The 17,015-nt window shown below is 61.4% G+C and carries 16 protein-coding genes, 1 tRNA gene and 1 pseudogene; 5 read left to right on the top strand and 13 right to left on the bottom strand.

The window, feature by feature from the left end; translation table 11 throughout:
* Positions 1-22 precede the first annotated feature (22 nt).
* Genes J2Y48_RS05245 through J2Y48_RS05255 form a run of 3 tightly spaced genes read left to right on the top strand, consistent with a single transcriptional unit; the run spans position 23 to position 2,883 of the window.
* Positions 23-1,240, top strand: coding sequence for a cytochrome P450 (locus J2Y48_RS05245; RefSeq protein ID WP_310413773.1), 1,218 nt, complete (start codon positions 23-25; stop codon positions 1,238-1,240).
* A gap of 16 nt (positions 1,241-1,256) precedes the next feature.
* Positions 1,257-1,580 carry a 2Fe-2S iron-sulfur cluster-binding protein gene (locus J2Y48_RS05250; protein ID WP_310413776.1) on the top strand — a complete coding sequence of 108 codons (324 nt, stop codon included), beginning with the start codon at positions 1,257-1,259 and terminating at the stop codon, positions 1,578-1,580.
* A 7-nt stretch (positions 1,581-1,587) separates the two neighbouring features.
* On the top strand, positions 1,588-2,883 hold the full coding sequence (locus tag J2Y48_RS05255) for an FAD-dependent oxidoreductase (protein WP_310413779.1): 1,296 nt from the start codon (positions 1,588-1,590) through the stop codon (positions 2,881-2,883).
* A 317-nt stretch (positions 2,884-3,200) separates the two neighbouring features.
* On the opposite strand, the gene J2Y48_RS05260 is transcribed toward J2Y48_RS05255, so the two are convergent.
* The 12 genes and pseudogenes from J2Y48_RS05260 to J2Y48_RS05315 form a co-directional block, all read right to left on the bottom strand.
* Positions 3,201-3,503, bottom strand: coding sequence for a hypothetical protein (locus tag J2Y48_RS05260; protein WP_310413782.1), 303 nt, complete (start codon positions 3,501-3,503; stop codon positions 3,201-3,203).
* 82 nt (positions 3,504-3,585) lie between these two features.
* The gene (locus J2Y48_RS05265) at positions 3,586-4,050 is read right to left on the bottom strand and encodes a hypothetical protein (RefSeq protein WP_310413786.1); all 465 of its coding nucleotides are present in this window, start codon (positions 4,048-4,050) and stop codon (positions 3,586-3,588) included.
* A gap of 19 nt (positions 4,051-4,069) precedes the next feature.
* Positions 4,070-4,165, bottom strand: a tRNA-Sec gene (locus J2Y48_RS05270).
* A gap of 129 nt (positions 4,166-4,294) precedes the next feature.
* Positions 4,295-6,127: pseudogene (gene selB / locus J2Y48_RS05275) on the bottom strand (selenocysteine-specific translation elongation factor); the annotation flags it as partial.
* Positions 6,124-6,918, bottom strand: a complete 795-nt coding sequence (locus J2Y48_RS05280) for a tetratricopeptide repeat protein (protein ID WP_310413788.1) — start codon at positions 6,916-6,918, stop codon at positions 6,124-6,126. The pseudogene selB and the gene J2Y48_RS05280, both read right to left, overlap by 4 nt.
* 47 nt (positions 6,919-6,965) lie before the next feature.
* Complete coding sequence (locus J2Y48_RS05285; RefSeq protein WP_310413790.1) at positions 6,966-7,250, bottom strand: hypothetical protein; 285 nt, start codon at positions 7,248-7,250, stop codon at positions 6,966-6,968.
* Positions 7,251-7,256: 6 nt separating this feature from the next.
* Positions 7,257-8,174: a formate dehydrogenase accessory protein FdhE gene (gene fdhE, locus J2Y48_RS05290; RefSeq protein WP_310413793.1), complete on the bottom strand. Its 918-nt coding sequence runs from the start codon at positions 8,172-8,174 to the stop codon at positions 7,257-7,259.
* A 53-nt stretch (positions 8,175-8,227) separates the two neighbouring features.
* On the bottom strand, positions 8,228-8,932 hold the full coding sequence (locus J2Y48_RS05295) for a formate dehydrogenase subunit gamma (protein WP_310413796.1): 705 nt from the start codon (positions 8,930-8,932) through the stop codon (positions 8,228-8,230).
* Positions 8,916-9,869 (bottom strand): formate dehydrogenase subunit beta, encoded by a 954-nt coding sequence (gene fdxH / locus J2Y48_RS05300; protein WP_310413799.1) that lies wholly within the window; start codon positions 9,867-9,869, stop codon positions 8,916-8,918. Before fdxH ends, J2Y48_RS05295 begins: the two co-directional genes overlap by 17 nt.
* A gap of 9 nt (positions 9,870-9,878) precedes the next feature.
* Positions 9,879-12,953: a formate dehydrogenase-N subunit alpha gene (gene fdnG, locus J2Y48_RS05305; protein ID WP_310413802.1), complete on the bottom strand. Its 3,075-nt coding sequence runs from the start codon at positions 12,951-12,953 to the stop codon at positions 9,879-9,881.
* Positions 12,954-13,624: 671 nt separating this feature from the next.
* On the bottom strand, positions 13,625-14,725 hold the full coding sequence (locus tag J2Y48_RS05310) for a transglutaminase domain-containing protein (protein ID WP_310413805.1): 1,101 nt from the start codon (positions 14,723-14,725) through the stop codon (positions 13,625-13,627).
* A gap of 2 nt (positions 14,726-14,727) precedes the next feature.
* A complete protein-coding gene (locus tag J2Y48_RS05315; RefSeq protein WP_310413807.1) occupies positions 14,728-15,174 on the bottom strand; it encodes a TlpA disulfide reductase family protein in 447 nt (148 codons plus the stop codon).
* A gap of 248 nt (positions 15,175-15,422) precedes the next feature.
* On the opposite strand from J2Y48_RS05315, the gene J2Y48_RS05320 reads away from it, so the two are divergent.
* Positions 15,423-15,599, top strand: coding sequence for a hypothetical protein (locus tag J2Y48_RS05320; RefSeq protein WP_310413810.1), 177 nt, complete (start codon positions 15,423-15,425; stop codon positions 15,597-15,599).
* A gap of 81 nt (positions 15,600-15,680) precedes the next feature.
* Here the strand turns inward: J2Y48_RS05320 and J2Y48_RS05325 are convergent, their stop codons facing one another.
* Complete coding sequence (locus tag J2Y48_RS05325; protein WP_310413813.1) at positions 15,681-16,511, bottom strand: LysR family transcriptional regulator; 831 nt, start codon at positions 16,509-16,511, stop codon at positions 15,681-15,683.
* 71 nt (positions 16,512-16,582) lie between these two features.
* On the opposite strand from J2Y48_RS05325, the gene J2Y48_RS05330 reads away from it, so the two are divergent.
* Entirely contained in the window at positions 16,583-16,906 is a 324-nt protein-coding gene (locus tag J2Y48_RS05330; protein WP_310413816.1) for a GGDEF domain-containing protein, read from the top strand.
* The last annotated feature ends 109 nt before the right edge of the window (positions 16,907-17,015 follow it).

Genomic DNA, 17,015 nt, shown 5'->3' on the forward strand with positions numbered 1-17,015 from the left:
TTCGAGGTCTTTGATCACCATCATGGATATTTCAACGCCCACCGTACCGAACAACATTTCCCGCCTCGACATTGATCCGTATGACGATGTGACGCTTGAGCACCCGTTTGCGATGCATGAGGTGGTGCGCAATGCCGGTTCGGTCGCCTTCATGGAGCGCTACGGGGTATATGTCATGGGACGACACGCCGATGTCGCCCCGGTGCTCCAGGATTGGCAGCGCTTCTCGTCCACCTCCGGATCGGGCATAGCGGACATTCGCAAGCCTGGCGCCTGGCGCGCGCCGAGCCCGATCGTCGAGGTCGATCCGCCGGACCATACGAAGGTTCGGATGGCCGTACAGAGAATCCTGACGCCGGCGCTGATCCGCGAATGGAAAGAACTGTTTGCGGACTATGCCGACGAACTCGTCGGAAACCTGGTCGATGCTGGCCGGATCGATGCCGTGTCCGAGCTATCCGAGCGGTTCGTGGCTCATGTATTCCCCCGCACGATCGGTTGGGCCGACAGTCCGGGCCGCACCGAAAAACTCTTTCTTCTCGGCCAACTGAATTTCGACGGACAAGGGCCAAGGAATGCCCGCTTTTTGGCGACCGAAGCCGCGGCCGCGAAGATCATGGACTGGAACAATGCCCAGATGCGACGCGAGGCATTGTTGCCGGGCGGCTTCGGAGAGAAGATCTATGCGGCGGCGGATCGTGGCGAAATCGAACCTGAAACGGCTCCCCTCCTTATCCGCTCATTCCTGCGCGGCGGCCTCGACACCACTTCGGCAATGATCTCGGCCGCAATCCAGCTGCTTTCCGAAGCTCCCGAGCAATATGAGATGCTTCGCAGAGACGTCACCAGGGTGCGCAGTGTCCTGGACGAGACAATGCGCCTTGAAACGCCGATCCAGACCGTCTGTCGCCTCACCATGGAAGACGTGACCTTCGCCGACGGCCGCACGGTTCCGAAAGACAACAAGATCATTGTCTTGCTGTCGGCGGCGAACCGCGATCCGCTGGCATGGGAACGGCCGGACGAGTTCGACATCACCCGGAAAATGCCGGCCCACGTTGCGCTGGGCACCGGCGTTCACATGTGCATTGGTCAGATGATTGCCCGGATGGAGGGGGAGCTGGTTTTGAAGGCGCTGGTCAAGCACGTCAAGTCGATCCGGCCATCCGGCGCCACCAGCCGAAATCTCAACAACAACCTGCGCAGTTTCGCTTCTGTCCCGGTTGAATTGAAGTCGTAACGATACGGATATCGAAATGCCGAAAATAACATTCGTCGCGCCGGACAAGAGCGAGGCCATCGTCGAAGCCAGGTCAGGTGACAGCATCATGGCCGCCGCCGTCCAGAACGATGTCGCGGGCATTGTGGGAGAATGCGGCGGCGCATTGTCGTGCTGCACCTGCCATGTGCACCTGGACGAGGATTGGGCTGATCGTGTTCCACCAGCATCCGATTTCGAGAACGAAATGCTGGACATGACGGCAACCTCTCGAGATCGGACGTCGAGGCTATGCTGCCAAATTTCGATGAGCGACGGTCTTGACGGCATTCGCGTGCACGTCCCGGAGAGTCAGTACTGAAAATCCAATGACAACCATGACAACCAAAACACCGGGCGTCGCGATCATCGGCGCCGGCCAGGCTGGCGCCCAGCTAGCACTGTCGCTCCGGGACGAGGGTTATAACGACCCTATCACGCTGATCGGAGATGAAGCGCATCCTCCTTATCAGCGGCCCCCGCTGTCAAAATCCTACCTGCTGGGCGAGACCGGGCGAGAGAATCTGCTCTTGCGGCCCGAATCCCTGTTTCGGGATCGCGATATCGCGTTGCACCTGGGCATTTCCGTGTCGACCATCGATCCATCGACTGGTTGCGTCACCCTCGCAGTCGGCACGAGGATTCTTGCGACCGACATCGTTCTGGCAACGGGATCACGAGCTCGCTCGCACTCCTTGATCCCTGATCCGTTGCCGGAAAACGCGCATTACCTGAGAAGCATGGACGATGCCGATCGCCTGGCGAGAGGATTAACGAGCGCTCGCCATATCGTGGTGATTGGCGGCGGATTCATAGGCTTGGAGTTTGCCGCCGTCGCGCGCCGCAAATTCGGATGCGAGGTCTGCGTGATCGAAGCGGCACCGGCTATCCTCGGCCGCGTGCTGTCCAATGCCACTGCCGGACACATTCACCGGCGCCTCGAAGCGTGGGGAGTCGCGATACAAACCAACGCCAAGGTCGCTGCTATGATCTTGGATGAAGCCGGCAGAATCTCCTCCCTTCAACTCACCGATGGCAGCCAATTGGCAGCCGACATGATTCTGGTCGGTATTGGCGGCATCGCGAATGCGGAACTTGTCCAGGCGCCGGTTGGACCACAAACCAGTGGCATCGCAGTGGACGCTTTTCTAGCTGCAGCGCCGGGATTGCACGCCCTGGGTGACTGCGCGCTTTTTCCGGACCGTCACGGCGAAGTGCACCGTGTCGAATCGGTTCAGAACGCGGTCGACCAAGCCCGCTACCTGGCGCGCCGTCTGACCGGAAAGGAAAACGGTCCCTTCGACGCATTGAACTGGTTCTGGTCGGATATCGGGGACATGAAACTGCAAATAGCCGGCCGGGCCCTGCAAACGGATGAGGCTCTTTCCTATCTGAAGAGCGACAACCGGCTCGTCACGTACCGCATGCGGGAAAACCTCGTGGTCGCGGTCGAGACTATAAATTCGCCGGCTGATCATATGCTGGCGAAACGGTTGCTGGCGAATCGCACACAAATCGAGCGAGGCCGGATCGCCGAGGCAAACGGTGACCTTCGGACATTCATGACGCAAGCCAACCTTCCCCAACCCGCCCCCGGGGGCCAGCCCACAGGCGGCCGGCACTGAGGATGTCCTGGATCGGCGAGGCCTTCCCGTTGACGTTCCAACATCAATTCTCGCCCAAACTCTACGTAGGCCCCAGAAGGATAGCATGAGCTGTCCCATTGGGGTGGCGGTGTCGAAGGTCATGGTGAGAATGCGTGTCCTTGGCCTTCAGCTCCCAGTGATGTCCACCAAGCTGCCACTGGGCGGGCCAGGCGATCTGGCTTTGAAGCGTGCGACTGCCGGCGAAAGCGCGAGCCGCGGGGAGCAAGTGGGAATGGCTAAACTACCGGGAGCACGTCCGTTGGAAGGACCCGTTTCGACGGCGCGCTGCGTCGCCTTCATTGCACCGTCACCTCATCAATCCTCAGTCGCCGGCCCCATCTGTCGAAGAAATGATTGTCGTTGAGAATCAGCCGGCTCTCCATCAGGCGATCGGTGAGTTGCTGCAACTCATGTCGCGCGTTGACGTCCTCGACCGGGCCGCCCCCGTCCTTGTCGGTCAGTGTCGCAAACACCGCTCCGTCCCAGACAGCGCCTGCCCCGGCGAGCAATGCTGCGACTTCTGCCCAACCGATTTCGTCACCGATGACATGGAAATAGGTCGAGCGAAGCGGCGTGACACTGAGCTTCCCGATGGTCACGAGAATCACGAGCGCAGTGAAACCGCCCGTCCGGCGGAACTCCTGCCTTATCCAGCTATCAAAACGCGCATGCCTATCTACATCAGACCTCGACAAGCGGCAGCTCCACGACTTCCCGCTCCATGAGGTTGAGGAAAGCCGTGCTGCGGCTTTCTTCAAACCACCGTTCGAAAGCGGCCAGCGCCTCGGGAACGGAGGACTCCTCGGCGACCTCCCAGTCGGGTCCCGCTGCATTCCAGATGGCGAAGATCACGGGCGTGAACTGCTCCGCGACATCCCGCTGCGCTTGCGTTGTCCCATTCCATCCGACCTCGCGGTAAAACACGCTTCGGCCGCTGCCTTGCGCCTCTGCCTCGTCCTTTGCCGTCGCGACCGCCCTGCCGATTGCACGGAGCAGATTGAGCCGTCGGTAGGCGAATACCCGCTCGTTCTTGAGGTGCTCGGTCTGCCGCGCCGCTTCCTTCCGGAATTGCTCCTCGGCCACGCTCGCCTCTCGAGCCCGACGGTCGAGACCGTCGAGATAGGCCGCGTATTCGCTACTGATCATCGCGTGCTCCCCTGATTTCTGGCGGAAGAGAGTGGGAGTCGAACCCACAAAAGACCGTCTCGCGGCCCCTCCCGGATTTGAAGTCCGGACGCCCCACCGGGGACGCATCTCTTCCAGCTAAGACGACTGCATCGACCTTGGCGTCGCCCACAGGCGCACGGAAGAGGTCGAGCCGATTCCTGTTGATCCGTCGCGCATCGCCGCGCCGGAACGTGACGCCGTGACGGTCGAGAAATTCCAGGATATGGATCGCTACCTTTCGCCCGTTGTCGAGCCGGTCACGCATCTGGGCCACGCTGAACTGTCCATCCTGGGCGGCTGCGCTCAATTCACTGGCGATCTCCACGACCTCCGCTACGGTACCCCGCAGAAAGAAATGATCGTGGTCGATCTCGTCGACGCGGCCCATGCGGCCAAGGCGTTTGAGGAGTTTCCTCACCTCCGTCTCCCGCACACCCTGCATGTCGGCAATGTCTCGCACGCGCGGCGGACGGAAACGCGCCGCGCCCCCCAGCAGCGGCGCAATCATCTCCCACAACGCCTCGTCCTGCGGCAGGAGCTGGACGACGTGGGTCGGCAGCTTGACCCAGGCACCGTCCATCGCAACAACGCCGGACGAAGCGAGATCGCGCAGGATCGAGACAAGAGCCGGCGCCGGAAGCCTCGGCTCGATCTGCAAGCGCAGGCGTTCCATGCCGATGCCGGGGAGATCACGGTTCTCGGCGTGGAATCTCTCCAGCCGCTCCAGGATCGACTTGCGCAAGCGCAGCCACGTGGGCGGTGCAATCACCAGCGTCGCAGTCTCGGCGCGCAGCCTGAGCAGGGTGGACCGTTCGGCCATGGCTTCGACCTGTGCGCGCAGCAATGCAAAGTCACGTTGGAAGGCGTTGATGTCGAGGTAATGTGGCGGGCTTTGCAGCAGAGCCAGCAGTGCCCGCTCGGGATCATCGTTGGAATAGGCTCTCAGCTGCGCCATGCGCTCCGGCGTGCGTCGCTTGCGGGCAGGCGCGCGTAGATCGCGCAGGACGCCGCCGCCGATGGTCCGCTGCCCGCTCGTATCGCGCACCACGAAGCGATCGCCCGATGCCATTGCGGCGGGCTGCTCCAGCACAAGTTGCACGAATCCTTCCTCGCCCGGCGCAATGGGCTGTTCTCCCAGCAGCACGATTCTTGCGCCGACCTCCAGCGCGGCATGATGAAGACGCACCGGCATCCACTGCGAAAGAGGCTTTGTCTCTGATGCAAGTACCCGCAGCTGGGCATCGATGCGATCGCAAGGCCCGTGGAGGGTTGCGTCCAACACCATGTCTCCCCGGGAGATCGCGTCTTTAAAGATGGCCTCGCCTGCCAGATTGAGGGCGCAGCGATCACCGGCCGTGCCGCGTTCGGCCTTCCTGTTCTGCGCGTGCAGACCGCGGACGCGACCCGAGATGCCCTTCGGACTGATGACGATCTGGTCGCCGACGGACACCGAGCCGGAAAGCACGATGCCGGTCACCACCGTGCCCGTGCCCGCCAAGGTAAAGGAGCGGTCGACAGCGAGGCGGAACGCTCCTTCCAGCTGCCTATGCTCCTGCAGATGGGACGCTTCGACCAAGCGGGCACGAAGCTCCTTCACACCCATTTCTGTGACGACAGACGTCGGTATGATGTCGAGGCCTTCGAACCGGGTGCCGAGAAGAGCGTTGGCAATCTCGTTATGCGCTGCGGCGAGCCGGTCGGGCGCCACCAAGTCGGCCTTGGTCAGCGCGACGATGCCGCGCTTTATGCCAAGCAGATCGAGGATGGCGAGATGCTCACGCGTCTGCGGCATGACCCCGTCATCGGCGGCGACGACGAGAAGCGCAAAGTCGATGCCGGTCGCGCCGGCGAGCATATTGTGCACGAAACGCTCATGGCCCGGCACGTCGACGAAACCGATCACCTTGCCATCCGCCCCGGACATGTAGGCGAAGCCGATGTCGATGGTGATGCCCCGGGCCTTCTCTTCCTTCAACCGGTCGGCGTCGACCCCGGTCAGCGCGCGGACCAAGGAGGTCTTGCCGTGATCGATATGGCCCGCCGTGCCGACAATCATGCCACCGGCTCCGGCAGGGGGCTTTCTGCGATGAGGCGTGCTTCCGCCACCTCAGCATCCGACAGCGAAGCCCCGACCGCGCCCATGAACGGAGCAGCCAGTTCACTGCCGCCCGCTTTCGCCCGCAGGAGCCATGCCAGGGCGGTGAACGGGTCGCGCGAGACCCCGGCACCCAGATGGAAAGCCGCACCAAGCATGGCCTGCGCGTCGGCCTGGCCGCGCGCGGCGGCCCTGTCCCACCAGCGCAGCGCCTCGGAGGCGTCACGTTCGACGCCAAGGGCGTTGTGATACATCATGCCGAGCCGCGTCATGGAGGAGGCAACGCCTTGTTCTGCGGCCGCCTTCGCCCAGCGCAGCGCCTCGCCATGATCCGGCGTTATGAGTTCACCTTCGAGCAGCATCCAGCTCAGCATGTCCTGAGCCGCGCCGTCGCCGCTTTCAGCCGCTTGACGGTAGAGATCCGCCGCCCGTAGCGGATCTTCGCCCACGCCCTCCCCCCTGAAGTAAGCCGTGGCGAGGTTGCGCTGTCCGACCGGATCGCCAGCCGCCGCGGCAAGCGTCAGCCACTTGATTGCCAGCCCCGTGTCGCGCTCGACGCCAAGGCCGCCGGAAAAGCACGCACCGATATTGTTCTGCGCTCGCGCGACGCCCAGATGCGCGAGCGGACCCCAGATCGCCAAGGCCGCATCATAGTCGCCCTGTTGCGCTGCGGTGAGTGCAGTACTCATCTGCTCCTGCAGTGTCGGCACTGACGTCTCAGAGCGCCTTAGCAAGCTATCGATGAACCCCATCAGATCCCCATCCATTCTGAGATGGCCGAGATTGCGCGTGTTTGCAGCTACATCCTCCAGGCAGTGGAAATCGAGAATGAACATTTGGTCAGCGATGCAACCGAGACCGGCAACGCGCCGAACGCAGTCGCCAAGTCGGCAATGTTCTGCCGGATCGCTTCAGGCGGATCGGATTGCATTCCGGTACGCACAGCCTGCAAGCTTTCACGCACCGAGGCCACCGCCAGGGGGCGGCCGAAACGCTCGAGCGCCTGGGACGCCATTTCCGTCTGCAACCCCTGGTCGACCTGGAGTCGACGATTGAGCGGAGCAGTGGTTTCCCTCGGCGCCATGTCGGTTCAATAGCCGAGGAGAAACGGGTTGACCCCGCCGCGCCGGAAGCTGAGTTCGCGCACCAACAGGTCCAGCCCCAGCGTCGCCACGTCGTCGGCTATCGGATCGGCAGCCGGCATCTTGTCCTGGTAGAGGATCTTCACGTAGCCCTGGCAGGAACTGCAGGTTTCGGCCTTGACCGTGTCAGGCCCGGATTCGACCGCCTGGAACGAAATTTCCTTGGTCGAACCGCAGAGCGTGCATTTGGCGCGAACATAGTTCCACAGCGTGCCGCAGAGCGAACAGGAGCAGAAGCGCGTCCCATGCGCGCCGTTCCAGCCAACAACCATGCTCGTTGAAGGCGGCGCACCGCAGGCTGGGCAGACGCCGTCGCCGACCGGATGGAGCGTGTCCGGATCGAGCCTTGCGGCAAGCCGGGCGAAATGAACCTGGAGCGCCGCCGCCACGAAGGCGTGTTCGGCCACAGCCTCGGCGGGCACCCAGTCGGACAGCACATTGCCAATGACGCCGTGCAGCATCTCTTCATCGGCGACGCGAATGCGGGAAAGAGCGAGATGCGCCTCGGGCGGCATTTCGAGCGCGGCGGCGGCCGTCGTCAGCCGGTCGAACAGAGAGGAGAACACCGTGTCGGCCACGAAATCCGTGCGGGCGAGCGGCGGCATTTCATGCTCGGCGGCCCGGTCGAGGATCTCGGCAGCCGGCATGGAAGGCTCCGGCAGGTCGTCCTGGATCGTAGCCTGAACCTCTGAAAGTCCGGCGAGGAATTCCAGATAGGGACCGAGGTCATGACCAGCAGCCAACTGGCGAAAGCGTGCTGCCCGATCGATGAAAAGCCTTTCGGGATCGGGAAGCCGCACGAATGGCGGCTTCGCAATATTCCCAATCTTGGTAGGGTCGGCTTTCAGGTTGTGAAACTTCCTCAATTCTCTCCCCCACGAACCACACGGGCAACGTGCCGCCGGCCCGTCTTTATCTGTTACTCGGCCGGCGTGACCTCCTTGGGGCCAACCTTGGACTTACCGGAGACCAGTTCTCGCAACCAACGGCGATGATGCCGCCATGCCCAGCCCCCGGTCACCCGGCCGCGGGTCATGGCGCCGATCGTACCGCGCACCCAGATGGCGGCGTAGACATGGACGATCCACACGCAGATCATCACGATTGCCAATATTGAATGGATCAGCACGGCCACACGTTGCTGCTCGACCTTGAAGTATTCACTGAAGAATTGCTGCCAGATGACCACGCCGCTGGCGACCAGCAGCACAATGAGCAGCGACATCGACCAGAACACCAGCTTCTGGCCGGCATTGTACTTGCCGACCTCGGGCAGTTTCTCGTCGTTCTTGGTCAGAACGTCCCTGAGGCGGCCGAGCCAGACACTGTCCGTCCGCTCCCACAGATTGAGCTTCCAGAAGCGGAGGAACAAGCCGATGAAGCTGAGCAACAACACCACCCCGATGAAGGGGTGGATCATTCTTGTAAGCGCTCCGCCACCGAAGAGCCCAGTCAGGAAATACAGGCTTGGATGAAACAGAGCCAGTCCGGACAAGGCAAGCAGCACAAGGCTGATTGCCGTGATCCAGTGATTGAGGCGGGCGGCGGCGGTGTAGCGGTCGACCGTGACCGGATTGCCCCGGTGGATGCTATCGCCTTTCGCCGCTTCAGCTTGCTTGGTCATGACTGTTCCCCTCCGCCAGACGCCTTGCCGCCTCTTCATCCGCGGACGACACCCGGTTCGGACCGGAGACGAGGTGATGGAGGAAGCCGATTGCCGCGAACGCGCCGATGGCCGTCAGGCCGGCATATTTGGTCAGCCCCTTCCACGCTTCGACCACCGGGCTGATGCGCGGATTGTTGGCAAGCCCCGCATAGATTTCCGGCTTGTCATTGTGATGCAGCACATACATCACATGGGTGCCGCCGACGCCGGGCGGATCGTAGAGGCCGGCGTTGGTGAAGCCGCGCGACTTCAGATCCTCGATGCGGCTGGCCGCATGCTGCTTCATCTCTTCCTTGGTGCCGAAGACAATCGCCTGAGTCGGGCAGGCCTTGGCGCAGGCCGGCCCCTGCCCGACCGCGACACGGTCGACGCAGAGCGAGCATTTATAGGCCTTGTGATCAGCCTTGGAGATGCGCGGAATGTTGAAGGGGCAGCCCTTCACGCAATAGCCGCAGCCGATGCAGTTGGCCTGGACGAAATCCACGATGCCGTTCGAGTACTGCACGATGGCGCCGGGAGCCGGGCAGGCCTTGAGGCAGCCCGGATCCTCGCAATGCATGCAGCCATCCTTGCGGATCAGCCATTCGAGATTGCCGGTGTCGGGGTTCTCGTACTCCGTGAAGCGCATCAGCGTCCACGAATTCGGCGTCAGGTCATGCGGGTTGTCATAGACGCCGCTGTTGACGCCGACGTCCTCCACCAGCTCGTTCCACTCAAGGCATGCCGACTGGCACGCCTTGCAGCCGATGCATTTGGACACGTCGATCAGCTTGGCCACTTCCGTCTGTCGCTGGGCGGGCGGAGCGATGGTCGAAGCAGAGCGACGCATCAGGTCTGCGTCACCAAATTTCGGCGCGACAGGTTCCGTGGTCGGGTTCTCAATCACTGGAAACATCGCTCCCTCCTACGCCACCGGCCCGGAAATGGGCTCGATATCGACAAGAAACGCCTTGTATTCAGGCGTATGCGAGTTCGCGTCGCCGACTGGTGGCGTGAGCGAGTTTATCGGCGAGGCTTTTTTGGCTTCCCCGATAAAGCCGAAGTGCAGCGGCAGGCCGATCGTATGGACCGTCTTGCCGTCGACCTGGAGCGGTATGAGGCGCTTGGTGACGACCGCCTTGGCCTTCACCTCGCCGCGGTGCGACGAGATGCGGACCATCTGCCCGGCTGCGATTCCTTTCTCCTTTGCCAGTTGCTCCGACATCTCGACGATCGCTTCGGGCTGCAGGACCGCGTTGGTATGAACGCTCTTGGTCCAGTAGTGGAAGTGCTCGGTCAGCCGGTAGGTGGTCGCAACGATGGAGAATTTGGACGGATCGCCGAACACCTCCATGTTCTTATCGAACACCCGCGCCACCGGATTGCCCCTGATCTTCGGGAACATGGGGTTGGTGACCGGCGACTCGAACGGCTCGTAATGGACAGGGAACGGACCATCCGTCATCAGGCCGCGGACCCACAGGCGCGAAACGCCTTCCGCGTTCATGATAAACGGGCCAACCGCCTTTTCCGGCGGAATGGTCGGCACATAGTCCGGCACGTCCGGCCCGGTCCAGCGCTGGCCGTCCCAGTACATGTACTTCTTCTCCTCGCTCCACGGCTTTCCTTGCGGATCGGCAGAAGCGCGGTTGTACTGGATGCGGCGGTTGGCGGGCCACGAGAAGCCCCAACTGCCGAACACGCCCAGACCCGACGGATCGCTGTTGTCGCGGCGCTGGGCGAAGTTGCCCTTCGGACCGTAGACGCCAGCGTAGATCCACATGGAGCCATCGGTCGAGCCGTCGTCGCGCATCTCGCCGAAGCTGGCGAGTTGCTCGCCGGCGCGGCGGATGACATTGCCTTCGACATCCTTAACGTCAGCCAGAGCCTTGCCGTTGAGCTCGCGCAGGAGTTCGTCGGGATTGGGCTTCAGCGGGTCCTGGTAACTCCAGTCAATCGCCAGCAGCGGTTCGGTGGCCGTACCTCCTTCCACTTCATAGAGCTTGCGAATGCGCGTGAAGAGGTCGGCCAGTATGTCGATGTCCTTGCGGGACTCGAAATACGGGTCCGCAGCCGGCCATTTCCACATGATGCAGCGGCTGGAGTTGGTGAGGCTGCCCTCTTCCTCGGCAAAGGACGTGACCGGGAGCATGAACACTTCGGTCTGGATGCTGGCGGTCTCAACATCGTTGAATTCGCCGTGGTTCTCCCAGAACCGTACCGTGTCCGTCTCGATCGGATCCATGCTGACGAGGAACTTCAGCTTCGCCAGCGCCGCTCCGGTCTTGCGCGAGTCGGCGATGGCCATCAGCGGATTGAAGCCCTGACACAGCAGGCCCGTCGTCTTGCCCTGATGCATGACGTCGAACATGCGCAGCGCGTCATAGCCGACGTCCACCTTTGGCAGCCAGTCGAAGCCGAAGTCATTTTCCTTCGTGGCTTTGGCCCCGAAGTAGCTCTTCAGGAAGCTGACGTAGAACTTTCTGTAGTTCTGCCAGTAGCTGGTTTGGTCAGGCTGCAGGGGCTTGAACGTCCGCTTCTCCAGATGTGCCGCAAGCGTCGGCTCCTTGTCAGTCGGCAGAGCGAGATAGCCCGGAATCGCCGCCGTCAGCGTCCCCACATCGGTGATGCCCTGGACGTTGGAATGGCCGCGAAGCGCGTTCACCCCGCCCCCTGGAATGCCGACGTTCCCGCACAGCAACTGGATCATCGCCGCGGTGCGGATGTTCTGCGCCCCGCTGGAATGCTGCGTCCAGCCGAGCGCGTACATGATCGTCATGGCGCGCTCGCCATTGGCGGTAGAGGCCGCCCATTCGGCCACCTGCAGGAACTTGTCCTTCGGCGTACCGCTGATGCGCTCGACCATCTCGGGCGTATAGGGCTCGAAATGCTTCTTCATCAGTTGGAAGACACAGCGCGGATCGGTGAGCGTCATGTCGCGGACAGCGAAGCCGTCCGGACCGATCTCATATTCCCAACTGCTGCGATCGTAGCTGCGCTTCTCCTCGTCGTAGCCGGAGAACAGACCTTCCTCGAAGGCGAAGTCGTCCCGCACGATATAGGCGGCGTTCGTATAGTGCCGCACATATTCGTGATGGATCTTGTCGTTGCTCAGGAGGTAATTCACCACCCCTGACAGGAAGGCGATGTCACTGCCCGGCCGGATCGGGGCGTAGTGATCGGCGACCGCCGCCGACCGGTTGAAGCGCGGATCGACGACCATGAGCTTGGCGCCACGCTCGGCTTTCGCCTCCGTGACCCATTTGAACCCGCAGGGATGCGCCTCAGCGGCGTTACCACCCATGATCCAGACGACATCAGCATTCTTGATGTCCGTCCAGCTGTTTGTCATTGCACCGCGACCGAATGATGGGCCCAGACTGGACACCGTCGGTCCGTGTCAAACGCGTGCTTGGTTCTCGAGTTGCAAGATCCCCAGGCCGCGAGCAACCTTGTAGGTCAGCCAGCCCGTCTCATTGGTGACCGAGCTACCAGACAAAAACGCCATGGTCGGCCAACGATTGACGGGAACCCCATCAGTGTTGGTTTCGATGAAATTGGCGTCGCGGTCTTCCTTCATCAACTTAGCGATGCGTTCCATCGCGAAGTCCCACGTCACCTGCTCGAACTTGTCGCCGCCAGCCTTGCGGTACATTGGCTGCTTCACGCGGGTCTTGGATTTGATGTAGTCGATCGCTGCCGCGCCCTTGGGGCACAGCGTCCCGCGGTTCACCGGGCTGTCCACATCGCCCTCGATGTGGGTAACCTCCATCTTGCCCGGCTCGGCCTTGCTTTCCGCCGAGAAGATCATCATGCCGCAACAGACGGCACAATACGGGCAAGAGCTTCGCGCCTCTTTTGTCTTGGTCAGCCTGAACGGCTTTACCGTTGCCGCGTAGGCAGCTTCGACGCCGCCAAATCCGAACGCCCCCAGGGTGGTGCCTGCGACGCCTGCGCTCGCACCCTTTAGAAAGGCACGGCGCGAAAGGTCCATGTTCATTCTTTCCTCCAGATTGGGACCCTCCCGGGGTACGATCAGCGCATATAGTACTGTAACGATAGCAACAAAATATTACATTGCAACAAGCAACTTCCAAGAAAACAATACTTATAGTTAGGCATTCCAGGACACGCCGCAGTGTACCCGCCGAATAACCTTCGACGTCTTTAATGATAATCTTTTTCGCCTCGAACACTGGTCACCACACCGCGTTCGCGGAGTGCGTCTTGCCGATGGCTTTACTCTGTCAACTTACGAATGAGGTCGCGCACGTACAAATGAATTTAAATGCGGCTTAAGAACAAGAATTTTGCAGTGTTGTTCGGGCGAGGCCAGCAGTGACCACTTGAATTGCGCGCCAACAGCCGACGAGTCGATGATGCAAAGTGCTTGGAAATTCGTTCATTCCGGCGGTAGAATTTAACGTTGCACAACGGTGGCCGGCTGCCAGCCGAGACGTTGCTGAAGAATAATCGGCGCAGCCGCAGCCACCGCCATGCGCAAGTTCCGTCAAGCGCACCGGCTCATTCGCGAACCCGAAAAAGATCTCGGGCGCTGATCCGGCAACCACCATCTTCTGAGCCTTTGCAGGCCACACTCCAATATTTCACTTGAACCGCATCGTCGCGCGGGGCGGATCGCTTGGACCCGCCCCGTCATGTGTCAGTTGCTCAGGACGCGATCTCGGCGGCAGTGATCGTGTATTTGAAAGCATCGGGATCAAGAGTATCGAGCAGTTCTCCATCGATCTCGGCCTGCGGATACATCAGGAAGGCGACCTTGTGGGCCGACTCCGGCAACACCAGATCGTGGGCAGTGTTGTAGGCAAGCCAGTTGCCCTCCCAGGACCCGAACAACTTCTCCCGCGCGGCAACGACCACCGGAGAATCGATTGCATTGTTGCCAGGCGGCTCCTCCAGCATGACCTTGCGGACATCCGCAGGATCGACCGCGATCCATCCGTAGTCGGAAACATAGACCTCGGCGCGGCAATGCTGAGATTTGGTGACCGTTTCCGAACCCGCTCCGAGGCTCTTATAGCCGAACCGGGAAGGCGCAACCCGAATCCCATAGACGTCACGCGCCGGCAGCCCCGATGCCCTGGCCAGCGCGACATAGAGCGCATTCAGGTCTGCGCACTTGCCGCCGAGATTTCCCGACTGCAGCATGCTCGCGACATCCCCGGTGCCGCAACCGCGAACGGCGCCGTCCCGGTGGCAGTTCTCGACGATCCATTCGTAGATCGCCCTGGCCTTGTTAAGTTCAGTCGTCGAACCGGCCGTGATCTTGTCGGCGACTTCCTTCACGATGCCATCGGTCGGCATCAGCTCCGTCGCCTCGAGGTAAATCTGCCGCTCGGCATCGCTCAATGTCGCGACCGGCGCGCGCGCGCCAAACGGCGCGGAGCGGCTTTGTGTCTTGATCCGGCTTTCAATCTGCAGCACGGCCGATGTCTGATCTGCGGAGAACTTCGCGTGCAGCAGCTTCGCGCCATGTTTCGGATCAGTCACGATGTCGGCGGATGCGGCATTGCCTGACCATTGGTCGCCGGACGGCACCATCCACTCATCTTCGTGCAAGGAAGGTAATGGAACCCAGACCTGTGCAGCCCGGTTTGACTTCGGGATATCGACACGCGTGGTAATGCTGAAGGTCCGCCATGCCCCGGACTGAGGATCGAACCTCAGATCCGCTCTTGCCAGTGCCGGCAGCATCAGTGCGGTGGCAGAACAGGCCGCTGCCCCGGCCAGGAATTCGCGACGGCTGGTCATTGTCACTTACCTCCCTCTCTTTCAACAAATGCCGGTCCACCCTCAAACGGGGTTTTGATCGTCTCATCCAGCGCGGAATCGACATCTCGGTTATCCCAATCAAGCTCGCCTTTGACGAACAGGACTGCAGAAAGTTCTGGCCCCAGCACGAAACTGGTCGGTAGCGCCATTACCTGCCATGCCTTTGTGATCGTTCGATCGCGATCCAGCAGAACGGGGAAGCTGACCGGGTATTTTTGGAAGAAGGATCGCACGCGTGCATCGACCTCCCCGACATCGACAGCGAGAATGGCCAAGCGCTCGCCGTGTCGCCGCGCCGCCAACCTCTCCAGGGACTTCAACTCCCCGACGCAGGGCTCACACCAGGTGGCGAAGAAATGAACGATGACGGCCTGCCCTCGATAGTCCTCGAGGGATATCCTTTTGCCGTCGAGAGAATCGAGCTCCAACGGCGGTTTTGTTCCACCCAGCCAAGGCGCAAGCGTCGCGTGAGGAGAGCCCAGTGCGATTGTCGGCAACAGCCAGGAAACGCAGAGCAAGGCCACCGTCGCAAGGAATGTGCGGGGGGCAGAACAGATCGCAAAACTGTCGCCCCGAACCTCGGGAGCCGTATGGAAGGCCACACCTAACGGTAGCCCGGCTCGCCTGATTGTCAAGTCAGGGTGGTCATTGCCCTGTCCGGAAGGCTACAACCAGCTTGACAGCACGGTGCGATCTTGTGGCGATCGACGCTGCCGATACCAGTATGACGGGTAGCGGTGGCATCGTTCCCGTCGATATCGCATCGGCGAAGGCGGTATCGATCGCCAGCCCCCTCGCAACGACCGAGCGGCTGCCGATCGTACACGCTGATGACTCCTGGGGCGATACGTGAGCGCACCGATTGGCCGGCTCTCGACAGTTCGGCGATGGACGAATATGCGGCGGTTGGATCAGTGACTTAGGACGCGGCTTGTCAGAAAATGGTACGCAGTCCGGCGAGGGTAGGCCCGACGATGCTGTCATCCGCGGTAGCAGACTGTACCGCGTAAATCGGATAGGAGAACTGCGGCATCTCGGGGACGATGTGAAGCTGTTTCGCCGCTACAAGGGGCTCCACCGTACTCAACCTGAAGTAACCCGACCCGCCGCTTGCAAGGACATAGCTGAGCGCCAGCGGGCCGAGATCGAAAGTGAGATCCGGTATGATATCCGGGAAATTCACATGGTGATGCCGCACGAAGTCCGGCCCCCAGTCCATATAGACATAATTCGTCTCCCCGTGTCGCGCCTCTGGGTCGGTTGTCACAAGCACGAGCTTTTCTTCCAGGAGCAAGTCGATCTTGAGGCCGGGCCGATGGGCGGGCGCATACATGATCGCCACGTCGACCATCCCCGAGGCAACCTGATCGATCAGGTCCTGGGGCACGTCCACATGCACGCGCAGCGCGATATCGGGAAGGGACTGGCGTATCCATCGGACCCAATTGAGCAGCAGTGGTTGCGCAAGCATAACTTCGCTGCCGATCGTCAGCACCGCACGGCGGCCTGGGGGAACCGCGACCTGATGACGAGTTCGCTGCCACAGCTGCACGAACATCGGCGCATGGTGCAGGAACTGCTCGCCTGCCGGTGTCAGGGACGCACCACCTTTGTTCCGGATGAACAAAGGCCGGCCAAGGAGTTGCTCAAGGTTGCGGATCCGCGCGCTGACCGTTGTCTGCGCCACGTTCAAACGTTCCGCGGCCCGAATAAAGCTTCCGGTCGAAACGATTTCCAGGAATGTGCGGGCGAGCTCAATATCCATGCTTTATAGCATGAAAGCTGCGCTCAAATGTCAATATAGTTCGTTTGCCCTCTTCTGACCCGAGAATAAGCTTGGATATCCGCATGCATATCGCACGGTTCGGCGGAGAAGAGTTCGTTATTTTCATTGAAGGTGCGCGCGAGGACGACGCCGTTCACTGGGCAGAACGCGCCAGGCACCATTTGGCAACTTCCGATTGGTCTGCAGCGGGTATTACTTCCCAGGTCACCGCAAGCTTCGGTGTGGCTGAATTCGGGCGATCCCTGATCGGCCCCGCCATCGAGCGCGCCGATCGCGCCCTCTACCGCGCCAAGGCAGCCGGCCGTGATCGCGTTGCATCCGCGCCATCCTTACGCTCGCCATTGCTGTCTCTCGCCTCGATGGCAAAGGTGTAGTCGCCCGTGCTCGTCACGCTTCGTGGCGATGAAGGCGGGCGAGGTAACGAACATGGCCTTGAGCAGGTGATCGACCATCGCCTCCGACCCCACCGGGCCGAACGGGCAA

This window comes from Mycoplana sp. BE70 (genome assembly GCF_031455855.1).
Classification (GTDB): Bacteria; Pseudomonadota; Alphaproteobacteria; order Rhizobiales; family Rhizobiaceae; genus Mycoplana.